The sequence below is a fragment of the Burkholderia sp. NRF60-BP8 genome (assembly GCF_001522585.2).
In the GTDB taxonomy this organism is placed as follows: Bacteria; Pseudomonadota; Gammaproteobacteria; order Burkholderiales; family Burkholderiaceae; genus Burkholderia.
Map to the genome: position 1 here is coordinate 1,984,678 of NZ_CP013373.1, position 16,662 is coordinate 2,001,339.

General features: G+C 66.9%; 17 protein-coding genes. 10 read left to right on the forward strand and 7 right to left on the reverse strand.

Translation table 11 applies throughout. From position 1 onward, the window contains the following. Positions 1-48: 48 nt before the first annotated feature. Complete coding sequence (locus WS54_RS22585; protein ID WP_059781021.1) at positions 49-567, reverse strand: Rrf2 family transcriptional regulator; 519 nt, start codon at positions 565-567, stop codon at positions 49-51. A 241-nt stretch (positions 568-808) separates the two neighbouring features. Between WS54_RS22585 and WS54_RS22590 the strand changes: the two genes are divergently transcribed. Further along, positions 809-1,369 carry a group III truncated hemoglobin gene (locus WS54_RS22590; RefSeq protein ID WP_059781019.1) on the forward strand — a complete coding sequence of 187 codons (561 nt, stop codon included), beginning with the start codon at positions 809-811 and terminating at the stop codon, positions 1,367-1,369. 62 nt (positions 1,370-1,431) lie between these two features. On the opposite strand, the gene WS54_RS22595 is transcribed toward WS54_RS22590, so the two are convergent. From WS54_RS22595 to WS54_RS22620, 6 genes are all read right to left on the reverse strand, one after another. Further along, the gene (locus WS54_RS22595) at positions 1,432-1,908 is read right to left on the reverse strand and encodes a molybdenum cofactor biosynthesis protein MoaE (RefSeq protein WP_059781017.1); all 477 of its coding nucleotides are present in this window, start codon (positions 1,906-1,908) and stop codon (positions 1,432-1,434) included. Positions 1,909-2,065: 157 nt separating this feature from the next. After that, entirely contained in the window at positions 2,066-2,323 is a 258-nt protein-coding gene (moaD, locus tag WS54_RS22600) for a molybdopterin converting factor subunit 1 (RefSeq protein ID WP_050013225.1), read from the reverse strand. Positions 2,324-2,342: 19 nt separating this feature from the next. Continuing rightward, positions 2,343-3,590 carry a molybdopterin molybdotransferase MoeA gene (locus WS54_RS22605; RefSeq protein ID WP_059781015.1) on the reverse strand — a complete coding sequence of 416 codons (1,248 nt, stop codon included), beginning with the start codon at positions 3,588-3,590 and terminating at the stop codon, positions 2,343-2,345. A 232-nt stretch (positions 3,591-3,822) separates the two neighbouring features. Continuing rightward, a complete protein-coding gene (gene thrC, locus WS54_RS22610; RefSeq protein WP_059781012.1) occupies positions 3,823-5,274 on the reverse strand; it encodes a threonine synthase in 1,452 nt (483 codons plus the stop codon). 10 nt (positions 5,275-5,284) lie between these two features. After that, positions 5,285-6,613, reverse strand: coding sequence for a homoserine dehydrogenase (locus WS54_RS22615; protein WP_059781010.1), 1,329 nt, complete (start codon positions 6,611-6,613; stop codon positions 5,285-5,287). A gap of 54 nt (positions 6,614-6,667) precedes the next feature. Further along, positions 6,668-7,906, reverse strand: coding sequence for a pyridoxal phosphate-dependent aminotransferase (locus tag WS54_RS22620; protein ID WP_034207477.1), 1,239 nt, complete (start codon positions 7,904-7,906; stop codon positions 6,668-6,670). Positions 7,907-8,221: 315 nt separating this feature from the next. On the opposite strand from WS54_RS22620, the gene WS54_RS22625 reads away from it, so the two are divergent. The 9 genes from WS54_RS22625 (at position 8,222) to WS54_RS22665 (ending at position 16,576) form a co-directional block, all read left to right on the forward strand. Next, positions 8,222-8,596 carry an Mth938-like domain-containing protein gene (locus WS54_RS22625; protein ID WP_012328660.1) on the forward strand — a complete coding sequence of 125 codons (375 nt, stop codon included), beginning with the start codon at positions 8,222-8,224 and terminating at the stop codon, positions 8,594-8,596. A gap of 122 nt (positions 8,597-8,718) precedes the next feature. Continuing rightward, entirely contained in the window at positions 8,719-10,395 is a 1,677-nt protein-coding gene (locus WS54_RS22630; RefSeq protein ID WP_059781008.1) for a glycosyltransferase family 39 protein, read from the forward strand. A gap of 13 nt (positions 10,396-10,408) precedes the next feature. Beyond that, the gene (locus WS54_RS22635) at positions 10,409-10,780 is read left to right on the forward strand and encodes an EamA family transporter (RefSeq protein ID WP_006482863.1); all 372 of its coding nucleotides are present in this window, start codon (positions 10,409-10,411) and stop codon (positions 10,778-10,780) included. A 130-nt stretch (positions 10,781-10,910) separates the two neighbouring features. Further along, positions 10,911-12,062 (forward strand): DegT/DnrJ/EryC1/StrS family aminotransferase, encoded by a 1,152-nt coding sequence (locus WS54_RS22640; protein ID WP_059781005.1) that lies wholly within the window; start codon positions 10,911-10,913, stop codon positions 12,060-12,062. Between the two features lie 6 nt (positions 12,063-12,068). Next, positions 12,069-13,106 carry a glycosyltransferase gene (locus tag WS54_RS22645; protein WP_059781002.1) on the forward strand — a complete coding sequence of 346 codons (1,038 nt, stop codon included), beginning with the start codon at positions 12,069-12,071 and terminating at the stop codon, positions 13,104-13,106. Continuing rightward, the gene (locus tag WS54_RS22650) at positions 13,103-14,050 is read left to right on the forward strand and encodes a formyltransferase (RefSeq protein WP_059781000.1); all 948 of its coding nucleotides are present in this window, start codon (positions 13,103-13,105) and stop codon (positions 14,048-14,050) included. The genes WS54_RS22645 and WS54_RS22650 overlap by 4 nt, the downstream gene beginning before the upstream one ends. Next, on the forward strand, positions 14,047-15,102 hold the full coding sequence (locus WS54_RS22655; protein WP_059504997.1) for a bifunctional UDP-4-keto-pentose/UDP-xylose synthase: 1,056 nt from the start codon (positions 14,047-14,049) through the stop codon (positions 15,100-15,102). Before WS54_RS22650 ends, WS54_RS22655 begins: the two co-directional genes overlap by 4 nt. 13 nt (positions 15,103-15,115) lie before the next feature. Continuing rightward, the gene (locus WS54_RS22660) at positions 15,116-16,012 is read left to right on the forward strand and encodes a polysaccharide deacetylase family protein (protein ID WP_059504999.1); all 897 of its coding nucleotides are present in this window, start codon (positions 15,116-15,118) and stop codon (positions 16,010-16,012) included. A gap of 102 nt (positions 16,013-16,114) precedes the next feature. Beyond that, positions 16,115-16,576, forward strand: a complete 462-nt coding sequence (locus WS54_RS22665; RefSeq protein ID WP_034207483.1) for a peroxiredoxin — start codon at positions 16,115-16,117, stop codon at positions 16,574-16,576. Positions 16,577-16,662: the final 86 nt, after the last annotated feature.

Genomic DNA, 16,662 nt, shown 5'->3' on the forward strand with positions numbered 1-16,662 from the left:
GTCCAGCGGTGTGATGAGGGGGCGGAGTCGGCGCGCGGCGCCCGTGTGTCAGTGGGCCTTCGACGACGGCTCGGCGGCGGCCGGCGCGTCGTCCGGCATTGGTGCGGAACGCACGAGCGCGACCGGACGGATGCCGAGCAGCGCCATGAGCGGTGACGCGGGCTCGGCCAGGTTGCCGAGCGTGTGACGATCGAGTTCCGCGAAGAACGCATCGCGCGCGGCCGCCAGCACGCCCTTCAGCCGGCACTGCGGCTCGATCACGCAGCCGCGCGACTCGCTGCCGTCGGGCGAAAAGCAGCCGACCAGCGCGAAGTCGTTCTCGGTCGCCCGCACGACCTGGCCGACCGTCAGTTCCAGCGAATCGGCAAACAGCCGCAACCCGCCGTTGCGGCCGCGAACGGTGTCGACCCAGCCCAGTTCGCCGAGTCGCTGGACGACTTTCATCAGATGGTTCTTCGAGATGCCGTAGGCGTCCGAGATCTCCTGGATCGTCGCGAGCCCGTCACCGCGCACGGCCAGGTACAGCATCACGCGTAGCGAATAGTCGGTGTAGTCGGTGAGTCTCATGAGCGAATACGGAAAAGATCGATCGTGCCCCGATTACCTCAGCCGGGCGGCTCTCGATGCGTGCAGGGCCGATGATGGTGCCGTGGCGCGGCCGCGGGTTGCCGGAAGCGCGTGCGCGCAATAAGATGCGCAGTATCTACACGTTTTCAGGGGTTACAGGACGCTATTTTGCGTCAAAATCCGGCCGGCGTCCTGCTCGTCTCCCGCGCCGCCGCCCCGATCCACCGGCCCCTTTTTTGTCATGACTGCCCTGCCCGCCTCGCCCGAACCCGCACCGGCCCGCCCTCGCGACGCCGAGCCGACCGAAGACAACATCCGCGACCTCGTCTACGCGTTCTACGACCGCGTGCGCGCCGATCCGCTGCTCGGGCCCGTGTTCGACGCGAAGCTGGCCGGGCGCTGGGACGATCATCTGCCGAAGATGGTGACGTTCTGGTCGAGCCTCGTGCTCGGCACCAAGGGCTATCGCGGCAACGTGCAGCAAGCGCACCAGCCGCTCGAGGGGATCGAGCCGGCCCATTTCAGCCGCTGGCTGTCGCTGTTCCTGAAGACCGTCGACGCGCGCTACGCGCCGCCCGCGGCGATCCGTTTCATGGAGCCCGCATTGCGGATCGCGCAGAGCCTGCAGTTGAGCCGGTTCGGTTGGGACTACCGGATTCCACCCGAGCAGCAGGCGCTCCTCGACGCGATCGCGCCGCGCCGCCGCGACACGGACGACGATCCGCATGGGTTGCCGTCGCGCGCCCGCGGCGAGCCGTTTCCGACGAAGATCATCGGGCGCGGCGTCGACCCGGACGCGTAACGCCCGTCACGCACGACGATGGCGTGCATGCGGCACGTCGCCGCATCGCCCGGGTGCCGCGCTCAGCGCGGCGTGTTGCCCGACTCGAGGCCCCAGCGCGCGAGCGCGGCGTCGTCGGTATTGCGCGCATCGACCCAGCGCTCGCCGTCCGGCGTCGTTTCCTTTTTCCAGAACGGCGCCTCGGTCTTCAGATAGTCCATCACGAACTCGCACGACGCGAACGCATCGCCGCGGTGCGACGCGACCGTCGCGACCATCACGATCTGGTCGAGGGGCAGCAGCCTGCCGACCCGATGCACGATCGCGACGTCGATGCCCGGCCAGCGGCGGCCGGCCTCGGCCGCGATCTTCTCGAGCGCCTTCTCGGTCATGCCCGGATAGTGCTCGAGTTCCATGACGGCGACCGCATCGCCTTCGTTCAGGTCACGCACCGTGCCGACGAAGCACGCGACCGCGCCGATCTTCGGGTTGCGCGCGCGCAACGCCGCCACTTCGGCATTCAGATCGAAATCGTCGGTCTGGACTCGCACCATAGCCATCGTCTGCTCCTGTCGACCCGAGTTGGCGCTTTAGCGCTTACTCGGGTCCCATGCATCGCTGTCGACCCGAGTTAGCGCTTTAGCGCTTACTCGGGTCCCATGCTTCGCGGTCGACCCGAGTGAGCGCTTCAGCGCTTGCCCGGGCCCCTTGCAAGCCTCAACCGCCCGTCACCGGCGGGAAGAACGCGACCTCGCAACCTTCGGTAAGCCGCGTGTCGGGGTCGGTCATCTCGTGGTTGCAGGCCATGCGCAGTGCGCGCCCTTCGGCGAGCGTGTCGGCCCACGCGCCGCCGCGCACGCGCAGCCACGCGCGCACGTCGCCGACGGTCGTCACGCTGTCCGGCACGTCGGCTTCTTCGTCGGCCACGCCCAGTGCTTCACGCACGCTTGCAAAAAATTTCAGCTGAATCTTCATGGTTCGGGGAGCCGCCGCGTTACGACAGCAATTCGGAAAACGGGATGAAACGCACGGTCTCGCCTGCGCTGATCGCGTGCTGCGGCGGATTGTCGATCAGGCCGTCGCCCCAGACCGTCGACGTGAGCACGGCCGAGCTCTGGTTCGGGAACAGGTCGAGGCCGCCGGCCGCATTGACGCGCGCACGCAGGAATTCGTTGCGCCGGTCGCCCTTGCTCTGCGAAAAATCGGCACGCAGCGACAACGCGCGCGGCGCGACGTCGCGCACACCGGACAGGCGCAGCAGGAACGGCCGCACGAACAGCAGGAACGTGACGAAGCTCGAGACGGGATTGCCGGGCAGCCCGATGAAATGCGCGTCGGCGCGCTCGTCGCCGCGGCGCACCGCGCCGTACGCGAGCGGCTTGCCGGGCTTCATCGCGATCTGCCACAGCGCGAGCCGCCCTTCGGCCTCGACGGCCGGCTTCACGTGGTCCTCGTCGCCGACCGACACGCCGCCGCTCGTCAGGATCACGTCGTGATCGCGGGCGGCCTCGCGCAGCGTGTCGCGCGTCGCGGCCAGCGAGTCGGGCACGATCCCGTAGTCGGTCACGTGGCAGCCGAGCCGCTCGAGCAGCCCGCGCAGCGTGAAGCGGTTCGAGTTGTAGATCGCACCGGGCTTCAGCGGCTCGCCGGGCATCGTCAGTTCGTCGCCGGTGAAGAACACCGCCACGCGAATCCGCCGCGCGACCGACAGTTGCGCGCAGCCGACCGATGCGGCCAGGCCGAGCGCCTGCGGCGTGAGCCGCGTGCCGGCCGGCAGGATCACCGCACCCTGCCGGATGTCCGCGCCCTGCGCGGTGATCCATTCGCCGGCCTTCGGCGTGTGGAGGATCTCGACCGCGTCGCCGTCGGCCGACGTCTGCTCCTGCATCACGACGGCATCGGCGCCGGGCGGCACCGTCGCGCCGGTGAAGATCCGCGCGGCCGTGCCGGCCGCGAGCGGCGCGGCCGGATGGCCGGCCGGAATGCGCTGCGACACCGGCAAGCGTCGATCGCCGTGCAGCAGGTCGGCGACGCGCACCGCATAACCGTCCATCGCGCTCGTATGCATCGGCGGCACGTCGAGCGGCGAACTCACGTCGGCCGCCAGCACGCGGCCGAGCGCGTCGAGCGTGGCGACGGTTTCGGCGCCGGGCAGCGGCTGCGCGGCATCGAGCAGCGCGGCGAGCGCCTCGGCGGTCGACAGCATCGGCGCGCGCGGCGCCGCGGGATTCGGGTTCGACATCGATGGAATCGGGAATCGTTGGAGTCAGTACGTCATTGTAGCGACGCCGCCACGCGGGCGTGCGATATGGCGGACATGCGAAGACTGTGATCGGCGCGAACCCGCGGATTTGGCACGCGTTTCGCGCCACCTGCGATGCCGCGGGCCAAACGAAACGGCCGGAACCCGATCCGTTCGACGAATCGGCATTCCGGCCGTCCTGCACGACCGGGCCCGCAGGCCCGGCCGCGCGTCATGCGCCCGTATGGGCGGCGATGAAGTCCTTCACCTGCTGCGCATCGGCCTTCACAACCTCGAAGCGCTGCGGCAGCGCCTCGAGCCCGTCGAATGCGGCCGGCCGCTCGGCTTCGCGATCGAGCGCTTCGCGGATCGTCTCGCCGAACTTGATCGGCTGCGCCGTCTCGAGCACGACCATCGGCACGCCGGCCTCCAGATGCTCGCGCGCGACCTTCACGCCGTCGGCCGTATGCGTATCGATCATCGTGTCGTAGCGCGAGAACACGTCGCGAATCGTCGCGATACGGTCGGCGTGGCTGCTGCGGCCGGACACGAAACCGAATTCGGCGACGCGCGCGAAATCGCCGCTCGCCGCGAGATCGAACCCGCCCTTCTCCTCGACGTCGCGGAACAGTTGCATCACGCGGGCCGGATCGCGGCCGAGCAGGTCGAACACGAAGCGCTCGAAGTTGGATGCCTTCGAGATGTCCATGCTCGGGCTGCTCGTGTGATAGGTGTTCTCGGCGCTGCGCACGCGATACGCGCCGGTGCGGAAGAACTCGTCGAGCACGTCGTTCTCGTTGGTCGCCACGACGAGCTTCGCGATCGGCAGGCCCATCATCCGCGCAATGTGGCCCGCGCAGACGTTGCCGAAGTTGCCCGACGGCACCGTAAACGACACGCGCTCGTCGTTGGACCGCGTCGCCGCGAAGTAGCCCTTGAAGTAGTACACGACCTGCGCGACGACGCGCGCCCAGTTGATCGAGTTGACGGTGCCGATCTTCTGCCGCGCCTTGAACGCATGATCGTTCGACACGGCCTTCACGATGTCCTGGCAATCGTCGAACACGCCTTCGACCGCGAGGTTGAAGATGTTCGGATCCTGCAGGCTGAACATCTGCGCCGTCTGGAACGCGCTCATCTTCTTGTGCGGCGACAGCATGAACACGCGCACGCCGGCCTTGCCGCGCATCGCGTATTCGGCCGCGCTGCCGGTGTCGCCCGACGTCGCGCCGAGGATGTTCAGCGTTTGGCCGTGCTTCGCGAGCGTGTACTCGAACAGGTTGCCGAGCAACTGCATCGCCATGTCCTTGAACGCGAGCGTCGGGCCGTTCGACAGTTCGAGCAGCGACAGCGCCGCACCGCTCTCGGTGCCGAGCGTCTTCAGCGGCGTGATGTCGGACGCGTTCTCGCCGTGGCGCGTGTTGCTGTACACGGCGGCCGTATACGTGCGGCGCGTGATCGCGCGCAGGTCGTCGGCCGGCACGTCGTCGCAGAACTTCGACAGGATCTCGAATGCGAGATCCGCGTACGGCAGCGTGCGCCAGCGCGCGAGCTCGTCGGCGGAGACCTTCGGGTATTCGGCCGGCAGATAGAGCCCGCCGTCCTTCGCGAGACCGCCGAGCAGGATGTCGGAGAACGTGTGGCGCTCGCCGATGCCGGCGCCGCGCGTGGAAATGTAGTTCATGTCGTCAGCCTCAGTTCAGCGCTTCCATGCGCAGCTTCGTCACCTTCGACACGACGGTCGCGAGGCTCTCGATTTGTGCGATCGCCGCATTGACGTTCTTCTCGACCGTTTCGTGCGTGATCAGGATGATGTCGGTTTCGCCGTTCGCGCCGTCGATCTGCTCCGATTCCTTCTGCAGCAGCGCGTCGATCGAGATGCCCGATTCGGCGAGGATGCGCGTGATGGCGGCGAGCACGCCGGTCTGGTCGGCGACCCGCAGGCGCAGGTAGTAGCCGCTCGTCACTTCCTCGATCGGCAAAATCGGCGTATTCGACAGGCTGTCCGGCTGGAACGCGAGGTGCGGCACGCGATGCTCGGGATCGGCCGTATGCAGGCGCGTGACGTCGACGAGATCCGCGACCACGGCCGACGCAGTCGGCTCCGCGCCCGCACCCTTGCCGTAGTACAGCGTCGTGCCGACCGCGTCGCCATGCACGACGACCGCGTTCATCGCGCCCTCGACGTTCGCGAGCAGGCGCTTTTCCGGGATCAGCGTCGGGTGCACGCGCAGCTCGATGCCGTTCGCGGCGCGGCGCGCGATGCCGAGCAGCTTGATCCGGTAGCCGAGCTCCTCCGCGTAGCGGATGTCGGTCGCGTCGAGCTTGCTGATGCCTTCGACGTACGCGCGGTCGAACTGCACCGGCACGCCGAACGCGATCGCGCTCATGATCGTCGCCTTGTGCGCGGCGTCGACGCCTTCGATGTCGAAGGTCGGATCGGCTTCCGCGTAGCCGAGTTCCTGCGCGGCCTTCAGCGCGGTCGCGAAGTCGAGCCCGCGGTCGCGCATTTCCGACAGGATGTAGTTCGTCGTGCCGTTGATGATGCCGGCGATGTACTGGATGCGGTTCGCGGTCAGGCCTTCGCGCAGCGCCTTGATGATCGGGATGCCGCCGGCGACGGCCGCCTCGAACGCGACCATCACGCCTTGCTCGCGCGCGGCTTCGAAGATCTCGGTGCCGTGCACCGCGAGCAGCGCCTTGTTCGCCGTCACGACGTGCTTGCCGTTCGCGATCGCGCGCAGCACGAGCTCGCGCGCGATGCCCGTGCCACCGATCATCTCGGCGACGATCGCGATCGACGGATCGTCGACGACCGCGTTGAAATCGTCGGTGATCTGCGCGGTGCCGGCGTGAGCGCCGAGCGCGGCCTGCGCCTTGGCCGGGTTGCGCACGGCGATGCGCGCGACCTCGATGCCGCGCCCCGCGCGTCGTTTGATTTCTTCCTGGTTGCGGTGCAACACCGTGAAGGTGCCGCTGCCGACGGTGCCGAAGCCCAACAGGCCAACTTTGATCGGTTCCATGCTGCGTGTGATCGATGAGTAAGAAGTAGTGAGTTCCGTGCGGCCCCTGCCCGCTCAGACCGAATGGCGCTTGCGGTAGCCGTCGAGAAAGCGTGCGATCCGGTTGATCGAATCGGCCAGGTCGTCGAGGTTCGGCAGGAAGACCACGCGGAAGTGGTCCGGCGTCGCCCAGTTGAACCCCGTGCCCTGCACGAGCAGCACGCGTTCCTCGAGCAACAGGTCGAGAATGAACTGCTGGTCGTTCTGGATCGGGTAGAGCTTCGGGTCGAGGCGCGGGAACATGTACAGCGCGGCCTGCGGTTTCACGCAGGTCACGCCCGGGATCGACGTCAGCATGTCGTACGCGAGCTCGCGCTGCTTGTACAGGCGCCCGCTCGGCACGATCAGCTCGTTGATGCTCTGGTAGCCGCCGAGCGCCGTCTGGATCGCGAACTGGCCGGGCACGTTCGCGCACAGGCGCATCGACGACAGGATGCCGAGCCCTTCGAGGTAATCCTTTGCGCGCCGGCGGTTGTCGCCGCCGAGGCCCGACACGGCCATCCAGCCCGCGCGATAGCCGCACGACCGATAGCTCTTCGACAGGCTGTTGAACGTGACGGTGATCACGTCCTCCGACAGCGCACCCAGCGCGGTGTGCTCGAGGCCGTCGTAGACGATCTTGTCGTAGACCTCGTCGGCGAACACGATCAGCCCGTGCTGGCGCGCGATCTCGAGCAACTCGAGCAGCAATTCGTCGGAATAAAGCGCGCCGGTCGGATTGTTCGGGTTGATGACGACGATCGCCTTCGTGTTCGGCGTGATCTTGCTGCGGATGTCGTCGAGATCGGGCATCCACGCGTTCTGCTCGTCGCACACGTAGTGCACCGGCGTGCCGCCCGACAGGCTCACGGCGGCCGTCCACAGCGGGTAGTCGGGCGCGGGCAGCAGCACTTCGTCGCCGTCGTTCAGCAGCGCCTGGGTCGCCATCACGATCAGCTCGGACGCGCCGTTGCCGATGTAGATGTCGTCGAGGCCGACGCCGACGACGCCCTTTTCCTGCGTGTAGTGCATCACGGCCTTGCGCGCCGAGAACACGCCCTTCGAATCCGAATAGCCGGACGATGCCGGCAGGTTGCGGATCATGTCCTGGATGATCTCGTCCGGCGCGTCGAACCCGAACGGCGCGAGGTTGCCGATGTTCAGCTTGATGATGCGGTGGCCTTCTTCCTCGAGGCGCTTCGCGTGCTCGAGCACCGGGCCACGGATGTCGTAGCAGACGTTGAGCAGCTTGTTCGACTTCTGAATCGGTTTCACGACGACACGGTTCCTGGATTGGCCTTGCGGCCGGGGGGACGGGATCAAAACTGGAAAGCGGCCGGTCTGTGCGCGCTGTCTAGGCTGGGAAAAAGCGGCGGTCGGACGCAGCTTGTGGCGGCGCACGACGCAAGTGGCGCCCGCAGGCGACCAAAAAGTTATAATTTAGCGGATTTTGGCCGACTTTCGCAATGCACCATAGCCGCGCCGGGCCCGCGCCGTCGGGCGTCCGCGCGTGCCCGAGGGCGCGAAACCGGCCAGCCGGGCCGTACGGCCCCGCCAACCCATTCCCCTACGGAACCGCGGAATACCGATTTGAAACTGCACCAGGACACGAGCGGCGCGCTCAACACCGTCACCGGCTACGGCCCCGATTATGTCGACGTCAACCTCGAACGCCATGAAACGAGCGTCATCGTGCTGCCCGGCGCGCCGGTCCAGGCGTGGCCCGTGTCGTCGTTCGACGCGCTCGCGCCCGAGCATTTCGCGATGCTGCTCGACCCGACGCCCGAGCTCGTGATCTTCGGCAGCGGCGCGCGGCTGCGTTTCCCGCACCCGCGGCTCGTCGCGGCGCTCACCGCGAAGCGGATCGGCGTCGAGACGATGGATTTCCAGGCCGCCTGCCGCACCTACAACATCCTGATGGCCGAGGGCCGCAAAGTCGCCGCCGCGCTCTTAATTGAACGTTAAGCCCCGATGCGGTAAAAATCGGGCCGGCGCAGCGGGTCGATCCCCCGATCGCCCAGTCAGGCCGCCCGGCCCCGGCGCATCCGCCGGCGGCCCGTCACAACAACCAAACAGGCTGAAAACCCATGAACGATACGCCGTCGAGGCTACCGCTCAATCGCATCACGCTCGTCCTCCTGCTCGTCGCGCTCGCGATCGTCTGGTTCGCGCCGCTCGGGCTGCGCCACCTGATCCCGAGCGACGAAGGCCGCTATGCGGAAATGGCGCGCGAGATGTTCGTCACCGGCGACTGGATCACGCCGCGCTACAACGGCTACAAGTACTTCGAGAAGCCGCCGCTGCAAACCTGGCTGAACGCGCTGACGTTCGCGTGGTTCGGCATCGGCGAATGGCAGGCGCGTCTGTATACCGCGGTGGCGAGCTTCGCCGGCGTGCTGCTCGTCGGCTACACCGGCGCGCGCCTGTTCAACCCGCTGTCGGGCTTCCTCGCGGCCGTCGTGCTCGCCAGCTCGCCGTACTGGAACCTGATGGGCCACTTCAACGCGCTCGACATGGGGCTCGCGTTCTGGATGGCGCTGTCGCTCTGCTCGCTGCTGCTCGCGCAACGGCCCGGGCTGCGCCCGGCCGCGGTGCGCGGCTGGATGTGGGCGTGCTGGGCCGCGATGGCGTTCGCGGTGCTGTCCAAGGGCCTCGTCGGCCTGATCCTGCCCGGCGCCGTGCTCGTGCTGTATACGCTGATCGCGCGCGACTGGGCATTGTGGAAGCGCCTGTACCTGGTCAGCGGCCTCGTGATCTTCTTCGCGATCGTCCTGCCGTGGTTCGTGCTCGTCCAGCAGCGCAACCCCGAATTCTTCAACTTCTTCTTCATCGTCCAGCAGTTCCGCCGGTACCTGACCCCGGAACAGAACCGCCCGGGCCCGCTGTACTACTTCGTGCCGGTGCTGCTGGTCGGCTTCCTGCCGTGGCTGTCGGTCGCGTGGCAGAGCGTCCGTCATGCGCTGCGCATGCCGCGCCAGCCGAACGGCTTCTCGCCGATGCTCGTGCTGCTGATCTGGAGCGCGTTCATCTTCCTGTTCTTCAGCGCGTCGCATTCGAAGCTGATCTCGTACGTGCTGCCGGTCGCGCCGGCGCTCGCGCTGATCATCGGCGCGTACCTGCCGCTGATGACGGCCGAGCGCTTCCGTCGCCATCTGCTCGGCTACCTCGTGTTCTTCGTCGCCGCAGCGTTCGGGATCATCTTCCTCGCTTACCAGGGCGACGCCCGCACGCCGAACGCGCTGTACCGCGCATTCCAGATATGGCTGTACGCCGGTCTCGCGGTCTCGGCCGCGCTGACGCTCGCGGCCGCGTGGCTGAACCGCCGCGCGGGCGTGGCCGCCGCGCTCGCCGCGTTCGGCGCCGCGTGGCTCGCGTTCGGCACGATCGGCGGCACCGGGCACGACGAGTTCGGCCGCTACAGCTCGGGCGCGCTGCTCGCGCCGGCCGTGCGCGCCGAACTGGCGAAACTGCCGCCCGACACGCCGTTCTACTCGGTCGAGATGCTCGATCACACGTTCCCGTTCTACGTGGGCCACACGACGATCATGGTGCAGCGCCAGGACGAGCTCGCGTTCGGAATCTCGGTCGAGCCGAACAAATGGATCCCGACCGTCGGCGAATGGATCGCGCGCTGGAAGCAGGACACCCATGCGCTCGCGATCATGGCGCCTGGCCAGTACGACGCGCTGGTCAAGGAAGGCGTGCCGATGCGCGTGATCGCGCGCGACAACCGCCGCGTGATCGTCGAGAAACCGCAATCGTAAGGACGCCCGCCGCATGAATCCCGTTTCGTTCGTCTGCATCGTCACCGGCGTGATGCTCAACGCCTGTGCGCAACTTCTGCTGAAAGCCGGCGTCAACGCCGTTGGACACTTCGAATTCAGCCGTGCGAACATCATCCCGGTCGGGCTCAAGATCGCGACCCAGTTGCCGATCATCGGCGGCCTCGGCTGCTACGTGCTGAGCGTCGTCGTGTGGATCGTCGGGCTGTCGCGGGTCGACGTGTCGATCGCGTACCCGATGCTGTCGCTCGGCTACGTCGTCAACGCGTTCGCGGCGTGGTACCTGTTCGGCGAGGTGTTGTCGGTCCAGCGGCTCGTCGGCATCGGCATCATCCTGATCGGCGTGCTCGTGCTCGCGCGCAGCTGAACACGGCCCGCCGCGTTAAGCGTCCGCCTACAAAAAATCACGGTGCGAATCGGCCAACCGGTGTTTAATGCCGGTTTCGGACGGATCGCCCGACCCTTTTATTACACGCCATTACAGGCCAAACGCGTTCATGAGCCAGACTACTGCTCCGTTTCTGCCGTTCACCCGCCCCGAGATCGATGAGGAAACCATCCAGGGCGTCGTCGACGTGCTGCGCTCGGGCTGGATCACCACCGGCCCGCAGTGCCAGAAATTCGAGGCCGCGCTGTCCGAGTACTGCGGCGGCCGTCCGGTCCGCGCATTCAATTCGGGCACCTGCACGCTCGAGATCGGCCTGCGCATCGCGGGCGTCGGCCCCGGCGACGAGGTGATCACGACGCCTGCGTCGTGGGTCTCGACCAGCAACGTGATCATCGAAACGGGCGCGACGCCCGTGTTCGCCGACATCGATCCCGTCACGCGCAACATCGACCTCGACAAGCTCGAACAGGCGATCACGCCGCGCACGAAGGCGATCATCCCCGTGTTCCTGTCCGGCCTGCCGGTCGACATGGACCGCCTGTACGCGATCGCCCGCGCGCACAAGCTGCGCGTGATCGAGGACGCCGCGCAGGCGTTCGGCTCGACGTGGCGCGGCAAGCGCATCGGCGCAATCGGCGACATCGTGTCGTTCAGCTTCCACGCGAACAAGAACCTGACGACGATCGAAGGCGGCGCGCTCGTGCTGAACGACAAGGACGAAGCCGTGCTCGCGCAGAAGTACCGGTTGCAGGGCATCACGCGCACCGGCTTCGACGGGATGGACTGCGACGTGCTCGGCGGCAAGTACAACCTGACCGACGTGGCCGCGCGCGTCGGCCTCGGCCAGTTGCCGCACATCGAGCGCTTCACCGCGCAGCGCCGCGCCCTCGCCCGCGCGTATTTCGCCGCGTTCGACGGCGGCGCGGCCGTGAAGCTCGGCGTCGGCCTGCCGGTCGCCGAATTCGAGAACGGCAACTGGCACATGTTCCTGGTCACGCTGCCGCTCGAGCGGCTGTCGATCTCGCGCGCCGAGTTCATGGCGCAGATGAAGGAACGCGGCATCGGCACGGGCATCCACTACCCGGCGATCCATCTTTTCACGCTGTACCGTGCGCGCGGTTTCAAGGAGGGCATGTTCCCCCACGCCGAGCGGTACGGCGCGTCGACCGTCACGCTGCCGCTGTTTACGCAGATGACGGAAGGCGACGTGCGTCGCGTGGTCGACGCCGTCAATCAGATTTGCGAACAATACGGAAAATAAGCGTACATGAGTCACCTTGAAGCACGCGCCGGGCATTCGGGCGCCGCGCACCTGGACGCCGGCCGGCCCGAAGTATCGGTCATCATCCCCGTGTACAACGAGGAAGACGGCCTCGCCGCGCTGTTCGCGCGGCTGTATCCGGCGCTCGACGCACTCGACGTGTCGTACGAAGTGATCCTGATCAACGACGGCAGCCGCGACCGCTCGGCCGCGATGCTCGCCGACCAGTTCCACGTGCGCCCCGACACGACGCGCGTGGTGCTGCTCAACGGCAACTACGGCCAGCACATGGCGATCCTCGCCGGCTTCGCGCAATCGCGCGGCGAGATCGTCGTCACGCTCGACGCCGACCTGCAGAACCCGCCCGAGGAAATCGGCAAGCTGATCGCGAAAATGCGCGAGGGCCACGACTACGTCGGCTCGATCCGCAAGCAGCGCCAGGACAGCCTGTGGCGACGCAAGGCGTCGCAGATGATGAACCGGCTGCGCGAACGCATCACGCGCATCAAGATGACCGACCAGGGCTGCATGCTGCGCGCGTACAGCCGCCGCATCATCGACACGATCAACGTGTGCGGCGAAGTCAACACGTTCATCCCCGCGCTCGCGTACACGTTCGCGCAGAACCCGACCGAAATCGAGGTCGCGCACGAGGAACGCTTCGCGGGCGAATCGAAGTATTCGCTGTACAGCCTGATCCGGCTGAACTTCGACCTGGTGACGGGCTTCTCGGTCGTGCCGTTGCAGTGGCTGTCGTTCATCGGCGTGATCCTGTCGCTCGGCTCCGCCGCGCTGTTCGTGCTGCTGCTCGTGCGCCGCTTCATCGTCGGCGCGGAAGTGCAAGGCGTGTTCACGCTGTTCGCGATCACGTTCTTCCTGCTCGGCGTGATCATCTTCGCGCTCGGCCTGCTCGGCGAATACGTCGGCCGCATCTACCAGCAGGTGCGCGCGCGGCCGCGCTACCTGATCCAGGCCGTGCTCGAGCAGCACGACGGCGTGCCGCCGGTGCCGGCCGCCGGGCACCACCCGGGAGCCGCGCAATGAAGCCGCGCGCGGTCGTCTTCGCGTATCACAACGTCGGCGTACGCTGCCTGCAGGTGCTGCTCGCGCGCGGCGTCGACGTCGCGCTGGTCGTCACGCACGAGGACAATCCGAACGAGAACATCTGGTTCGGCAGCGTCGCGTCCGTCGCAGCCGAACACGGCATTCCGGTCGTCACGCCGGCCGATCCCGCCGATCCGGCGCTGCGCAGCGCGGTGTCCGACGCGCAGCCCGATTTCATCTTCTCGTTCTACTATCGGCACATGTTGCCGGTGGACCTGCTCGCGATCGCGCCGCGCGGCGCATACAACATGCACGGTTCGCTGCTGCCGAAATACCGGGGTCGGGTACCGACCAACTGGGCCGTGCTGAACGGCGAGACCGAAACCGGCGCGACGCTGCACGAAATGGCCGCCAAGCCCGACGCGGGCGCGATCCTCGCGCAGACCGCGGTGCCGATCCTGCCGGACGATACGGCCGCGCAGGTATTCGACAAGGTCACGGTGGCCGCCGAGCAGACGCTGTGGCGCGTGCTGCCCGCGCTGCTCGCGGGCGAGGCGCCGCACCTGCCGAACGATCTCGCGACCGGCAGCTACTACGGCGGACGCAAGCCCGAGGACGGCCGCGTCGACTGGTCGAAACCGGCCGCGCAGGTCTACAACCTGGTGCGCGCGGTCGCCCCCCCGTATCCGGGTGCATTCACGGACGTCGGCGGCGCGCGCTTCGTGATCGCGCGCGCGCGCCTCGCGGCGCCCGGCAGCGCGGCGGCGGCGGCCGCGGCAGATTTGCCGCCCGGCCTGCACGTAAGCGATAATGCGCTATTCGGCGTCTGCGGCGACAGCCGCGCCCTATCCATTCTCGAGCTGTGGCAGCAGCGCGACGGCGGCGAAACCGTCGTGACGCCCGCGGAATTCGCGCAGTTCATTCATTCTTCCCGTCATTCATGAAAGCAAAAAAAGTCCTGATCCTGGGTGTGAACGGCTTCATCGGCCATCACCTGTCGAAGCGCATTCTTGAAACCACCGATTGGGAAGTGTTCGGCATGGACATGCAGACCGACCGGCTGGGCGACCTCGTCAACCACGAGCGGATGCATTTCTTCGAAGGCGACATCACGATCAACAAGGAGTGGGTCGAGTATCACGTGAAGAAGTGCGACGTGATCCTGCCGCTCGTCGCGATCGCGACGCCGGCCACCTACGTCCAGCAGCCGCTGCGCGTGTTCGAACTCGACTTCGAGGCGAACCTGCCGATCGTGCGTTCGGCCGTCAAGTACGGCAAGCACCTCGTGTTCCCGTCGACCTCCGAGGTCTACGGCATGTGCTCGGACGAGCAGTTCGACCCGGACGCGTCGGCGCTCACCTACGGCCCGATCAACAAGCCGCGCTGGATCTATGCGTGCTCGAAGCAGCTGATGGACCGCGTGATCTGGGGCTACGGGATGGAAGGCCTGAACTTCACGCTGTTCCGTCCGTTCAACTGGATCGGCCCGGGCCTCGACTCGATCTACACGCCGAAGGAAGGCAGCTCGCGCGTGGTCACGCAGTTCCTGGGCCACATCGTGCGCGGCGAGAACATCAGCCTCGTCGACGGCGGCTCGCAGAAGCGCGCGTTCACCGATATCGGCGACGGCATCAGCGCGCTGATGAAGATCATCGAGAACAAGGGCGGCGTCGCGTCGGGCAAGATCTACAACATCGGGAATCCGAAGAACAACTTCTCGGTTCGCGAGCTCGCGCACAAGATGCTCGAACTGGCCGCGGAATTCCCCGAGTACGCCGAGTCGGCCAAGCAGGTGAAGCTCGTCGAAACGACGTCCGGCGCCTACTACGGTAACGGCTACCAGGACGTGCAGAACCGCGTGCCGAAGATCGACAACACGATGCAGGAGCTCGGCTGGGCGCCGCAGGCGACGTTCGACGACGCGCTGCGCAACATCTTCGAAGCGTATCGCGGCCACGTCGCCGACGCGCGCGCGCTCGTCGAACAGCAAGGCTGATCGGGACGCTCGCTTGGCTCGTATCGTCCTCAAGATCGACGTCGACACGCTGCGCGGCACGCGCGAAGGCGTGCCGAACCTCGCGCGCATCTTCGATCGCTTCAATGCGCGCGCGACCTTCCTCTTCAGCCTCGGCCCCGATCACACGGGCTGGGCACTGCGGCGCGTGTTCCGCCCGGGCTTCCTGAAGAAGGTGTCGCGCACGTCGGTGGTCGAGCACTACGGCGTGAAGCAACTGATGTACGGCGTGCTGCTGCCCGGCCCCGACATCGGTCGCCGCGCGATCGCCGACATGCGTGCGATTCACGAGGCCGGCTTCGAATGCGGGATCCACACGTGGGATCACGTCTACTGGCAGGACAACGTGCGCGTACGCGATCGCGACTGGACCGCGCGCGAAATGCAGAAGAGTCACGCGCGCTTCGTCGAGATCTTCGGCGCGCCGCCCGTCACGCACGGCGCGGCGGGCTGGCAGATGAACGACGCCGCGTTCGAGCAGATCGACGCGTGGGGGATGCGCTACGCGTCCGACGGTCGCGGCCACTCGCCGTACCTGCCCGTGGTCGGCGGCCGCACGCTGTCGCACGTGCAGATGCCGACCACGCTGCCGACGCTCGACGAAGTGCTCGGCGTCGACGGCGTCGACACGCACAACGTCGCCGCGCACCTCCTCAAGTTCACCGAAACCAATCCGCACGACCAGGTGTTCACGCTGCATGCGGAGCTCGAAGGCCAGAAGCTCGCGCCCGTATTCGAGCAACTGCTCGCCGGCTGGCGTGCGCAAGGCCACACGTTCGCGACGATGGGCGACTACCATGCGACGCTGGACCGCGACTCGCTGCCATCGTACCCTGTCGCGTGGGGCGAAATCCCCGGCCGCTCCGGTGAGCTGATCGTCCAGCCCGACTGAGTTCGCGCGCGCCGGCGTCGCCGCCCTTGCGAAGCGCTGCTGCGCCGCCCCGCCGAACCGCGCCGCCGCAGCGGCGCTCTTCCATAACAACAGGAGAAACACGTGTCCGTCGAAGTTGACCGTCAAGTTCCCGATTTCACCGCACCGGCCACGGGCGGCGACATTTCGCTGTCCGACCTGAAGGGCAAGAAGCTCGTGCTGTACTTCTATCCGAAGGACAACACGCCGGGCTGCACGACCGAAGGGCTGCAGTTCCGCGATCTCTATCCGAAGTTCAAGAAAGCCGGTGCGGAAGTCATCGGCGTGTCGCGCGACAGCCTGCGCTCGCACGACAATTTCAAGGCCAAGCTCGAGCTGCCGTTCCCGCTGATCTCCGATGCCGACGAAGCGCTGTGCGCGTTGTTCGATGTCATCAAGATGAAGAAAATGTATGGCAAGGAAGTGCGCGGAATCGAGCGCTCGACGTTCCTGATCGACGCCGACGGCGTGCTTCGCCAGGCATGGCGCGGCATCAAGGTACCGGGTCACGTGGACGACGTGCTAAAGGCTGTACAAGCGCTTTGAGGCGCGTTATATTGGGCCGCAATGAATGCCAGTTCGCCCCATATTTCTCGTAGCTGCGCCGGTGCCCGTTGCAATGCTTGCCGGCA

What these genes read in the sequence shown, in the direction of transcription:
- WS54_RS22585 (WP_059781021.1), bottom strand. Translation starts at nt 567, where the DNA reads ATGAGACTCACCGACTACACCGACTATTCGCTACGCGTGATGCTGTAC.
- WS54_RS22590 (WP_059781019.1), top strand. Translation starts at nt 809, where the DNA reads ATGACTGCCCTGCCCGCCTCGCCCGAACCCGCACCGGCCCGCCCTCGC.
- WS54_RS22595 (WP_059781017.1), bottom strand. Translation starts at nt 1,908, where the DNA reads ATGGCTATGGTGCGAGTCCAGACCGACGATTTCGATCTGAATGCCGAA.
- moaD (WP_050013225.1), bottom strand. Translation starts at nt 2,323, where the DNA reads ATGAAGATTCAGCTGAAATTTTTTGCAAGCGTGCGTGAAGCACTGGGC.
- WS54_RS22605 (WP_059781015.1), bottom strand. Translation starts at nt 3,590, where the DNA reads ATGTCGAACCCGAATCCCGCGGCGCCGCGCGCGCCGATGCTGTCGACC.
- thrC (WP_059781012.1), bottom strand. Translation starts at nt 5,274, where the DNA reads ATGAACTACATTTCCACGCGCGGCGCCGGCATCGGCGAGCGCCACACG.
- WS54_RS22615 (WP_059781010.1), bottom strand. Translation starts at nt 6,613, where the DNA reads ATGGAACCGATCAAAGTTGGCCTGTTGGGCTTCGGCACCGTCGGCAGC.
- WS54_RS22630 (WP_059781008.1), top strand. Translation starts at nt 8,719, where the DNA reads ATGAACGATACGCCGTCGAGGCTACCGCTCAATCGCATCACGCTCGTC.
- WS54_RS22635 (WP_006482863.1), top strand. Translation starts at nt 10,409, where the DNA reads ATGAATCCCGTTTCGTTCGTCTGCATCGTCACCGGCGTGATGCTCAAC.
- WS54_RS22640 (WP_059781005.1), top strand. Translation starts at nt 10,911, where the DNA reads ATGAGCCAGACTACTGCTCCGTTTCTGCCGTTCACCCGCCCCGAGATC.
- WS54_RS22645 (WP_059781002.1), top strand. Translation starts at nt 12,069, where the DNA reads ATGAGTCACCTTGAAGCACGCGCCGGGCATTCGGGCGCCGCGCACCTG.
- WS54_RS22650 (WP_059781000.1), top strand. Translation starts at nt 13,103, where the DNA reads ATGAAGCCGCGCGCGGTCGTCTTCGCGTATCACAACGTCGGCGTACGC.
- WS54_RS22655 (WP_059504997.1), top strand. Translation starts at nt 14,047, where the DNA reads ATGAAAGCAAAAAAAGTCCTGATCCTGGGTGTGAACGGCTTCATCGGC.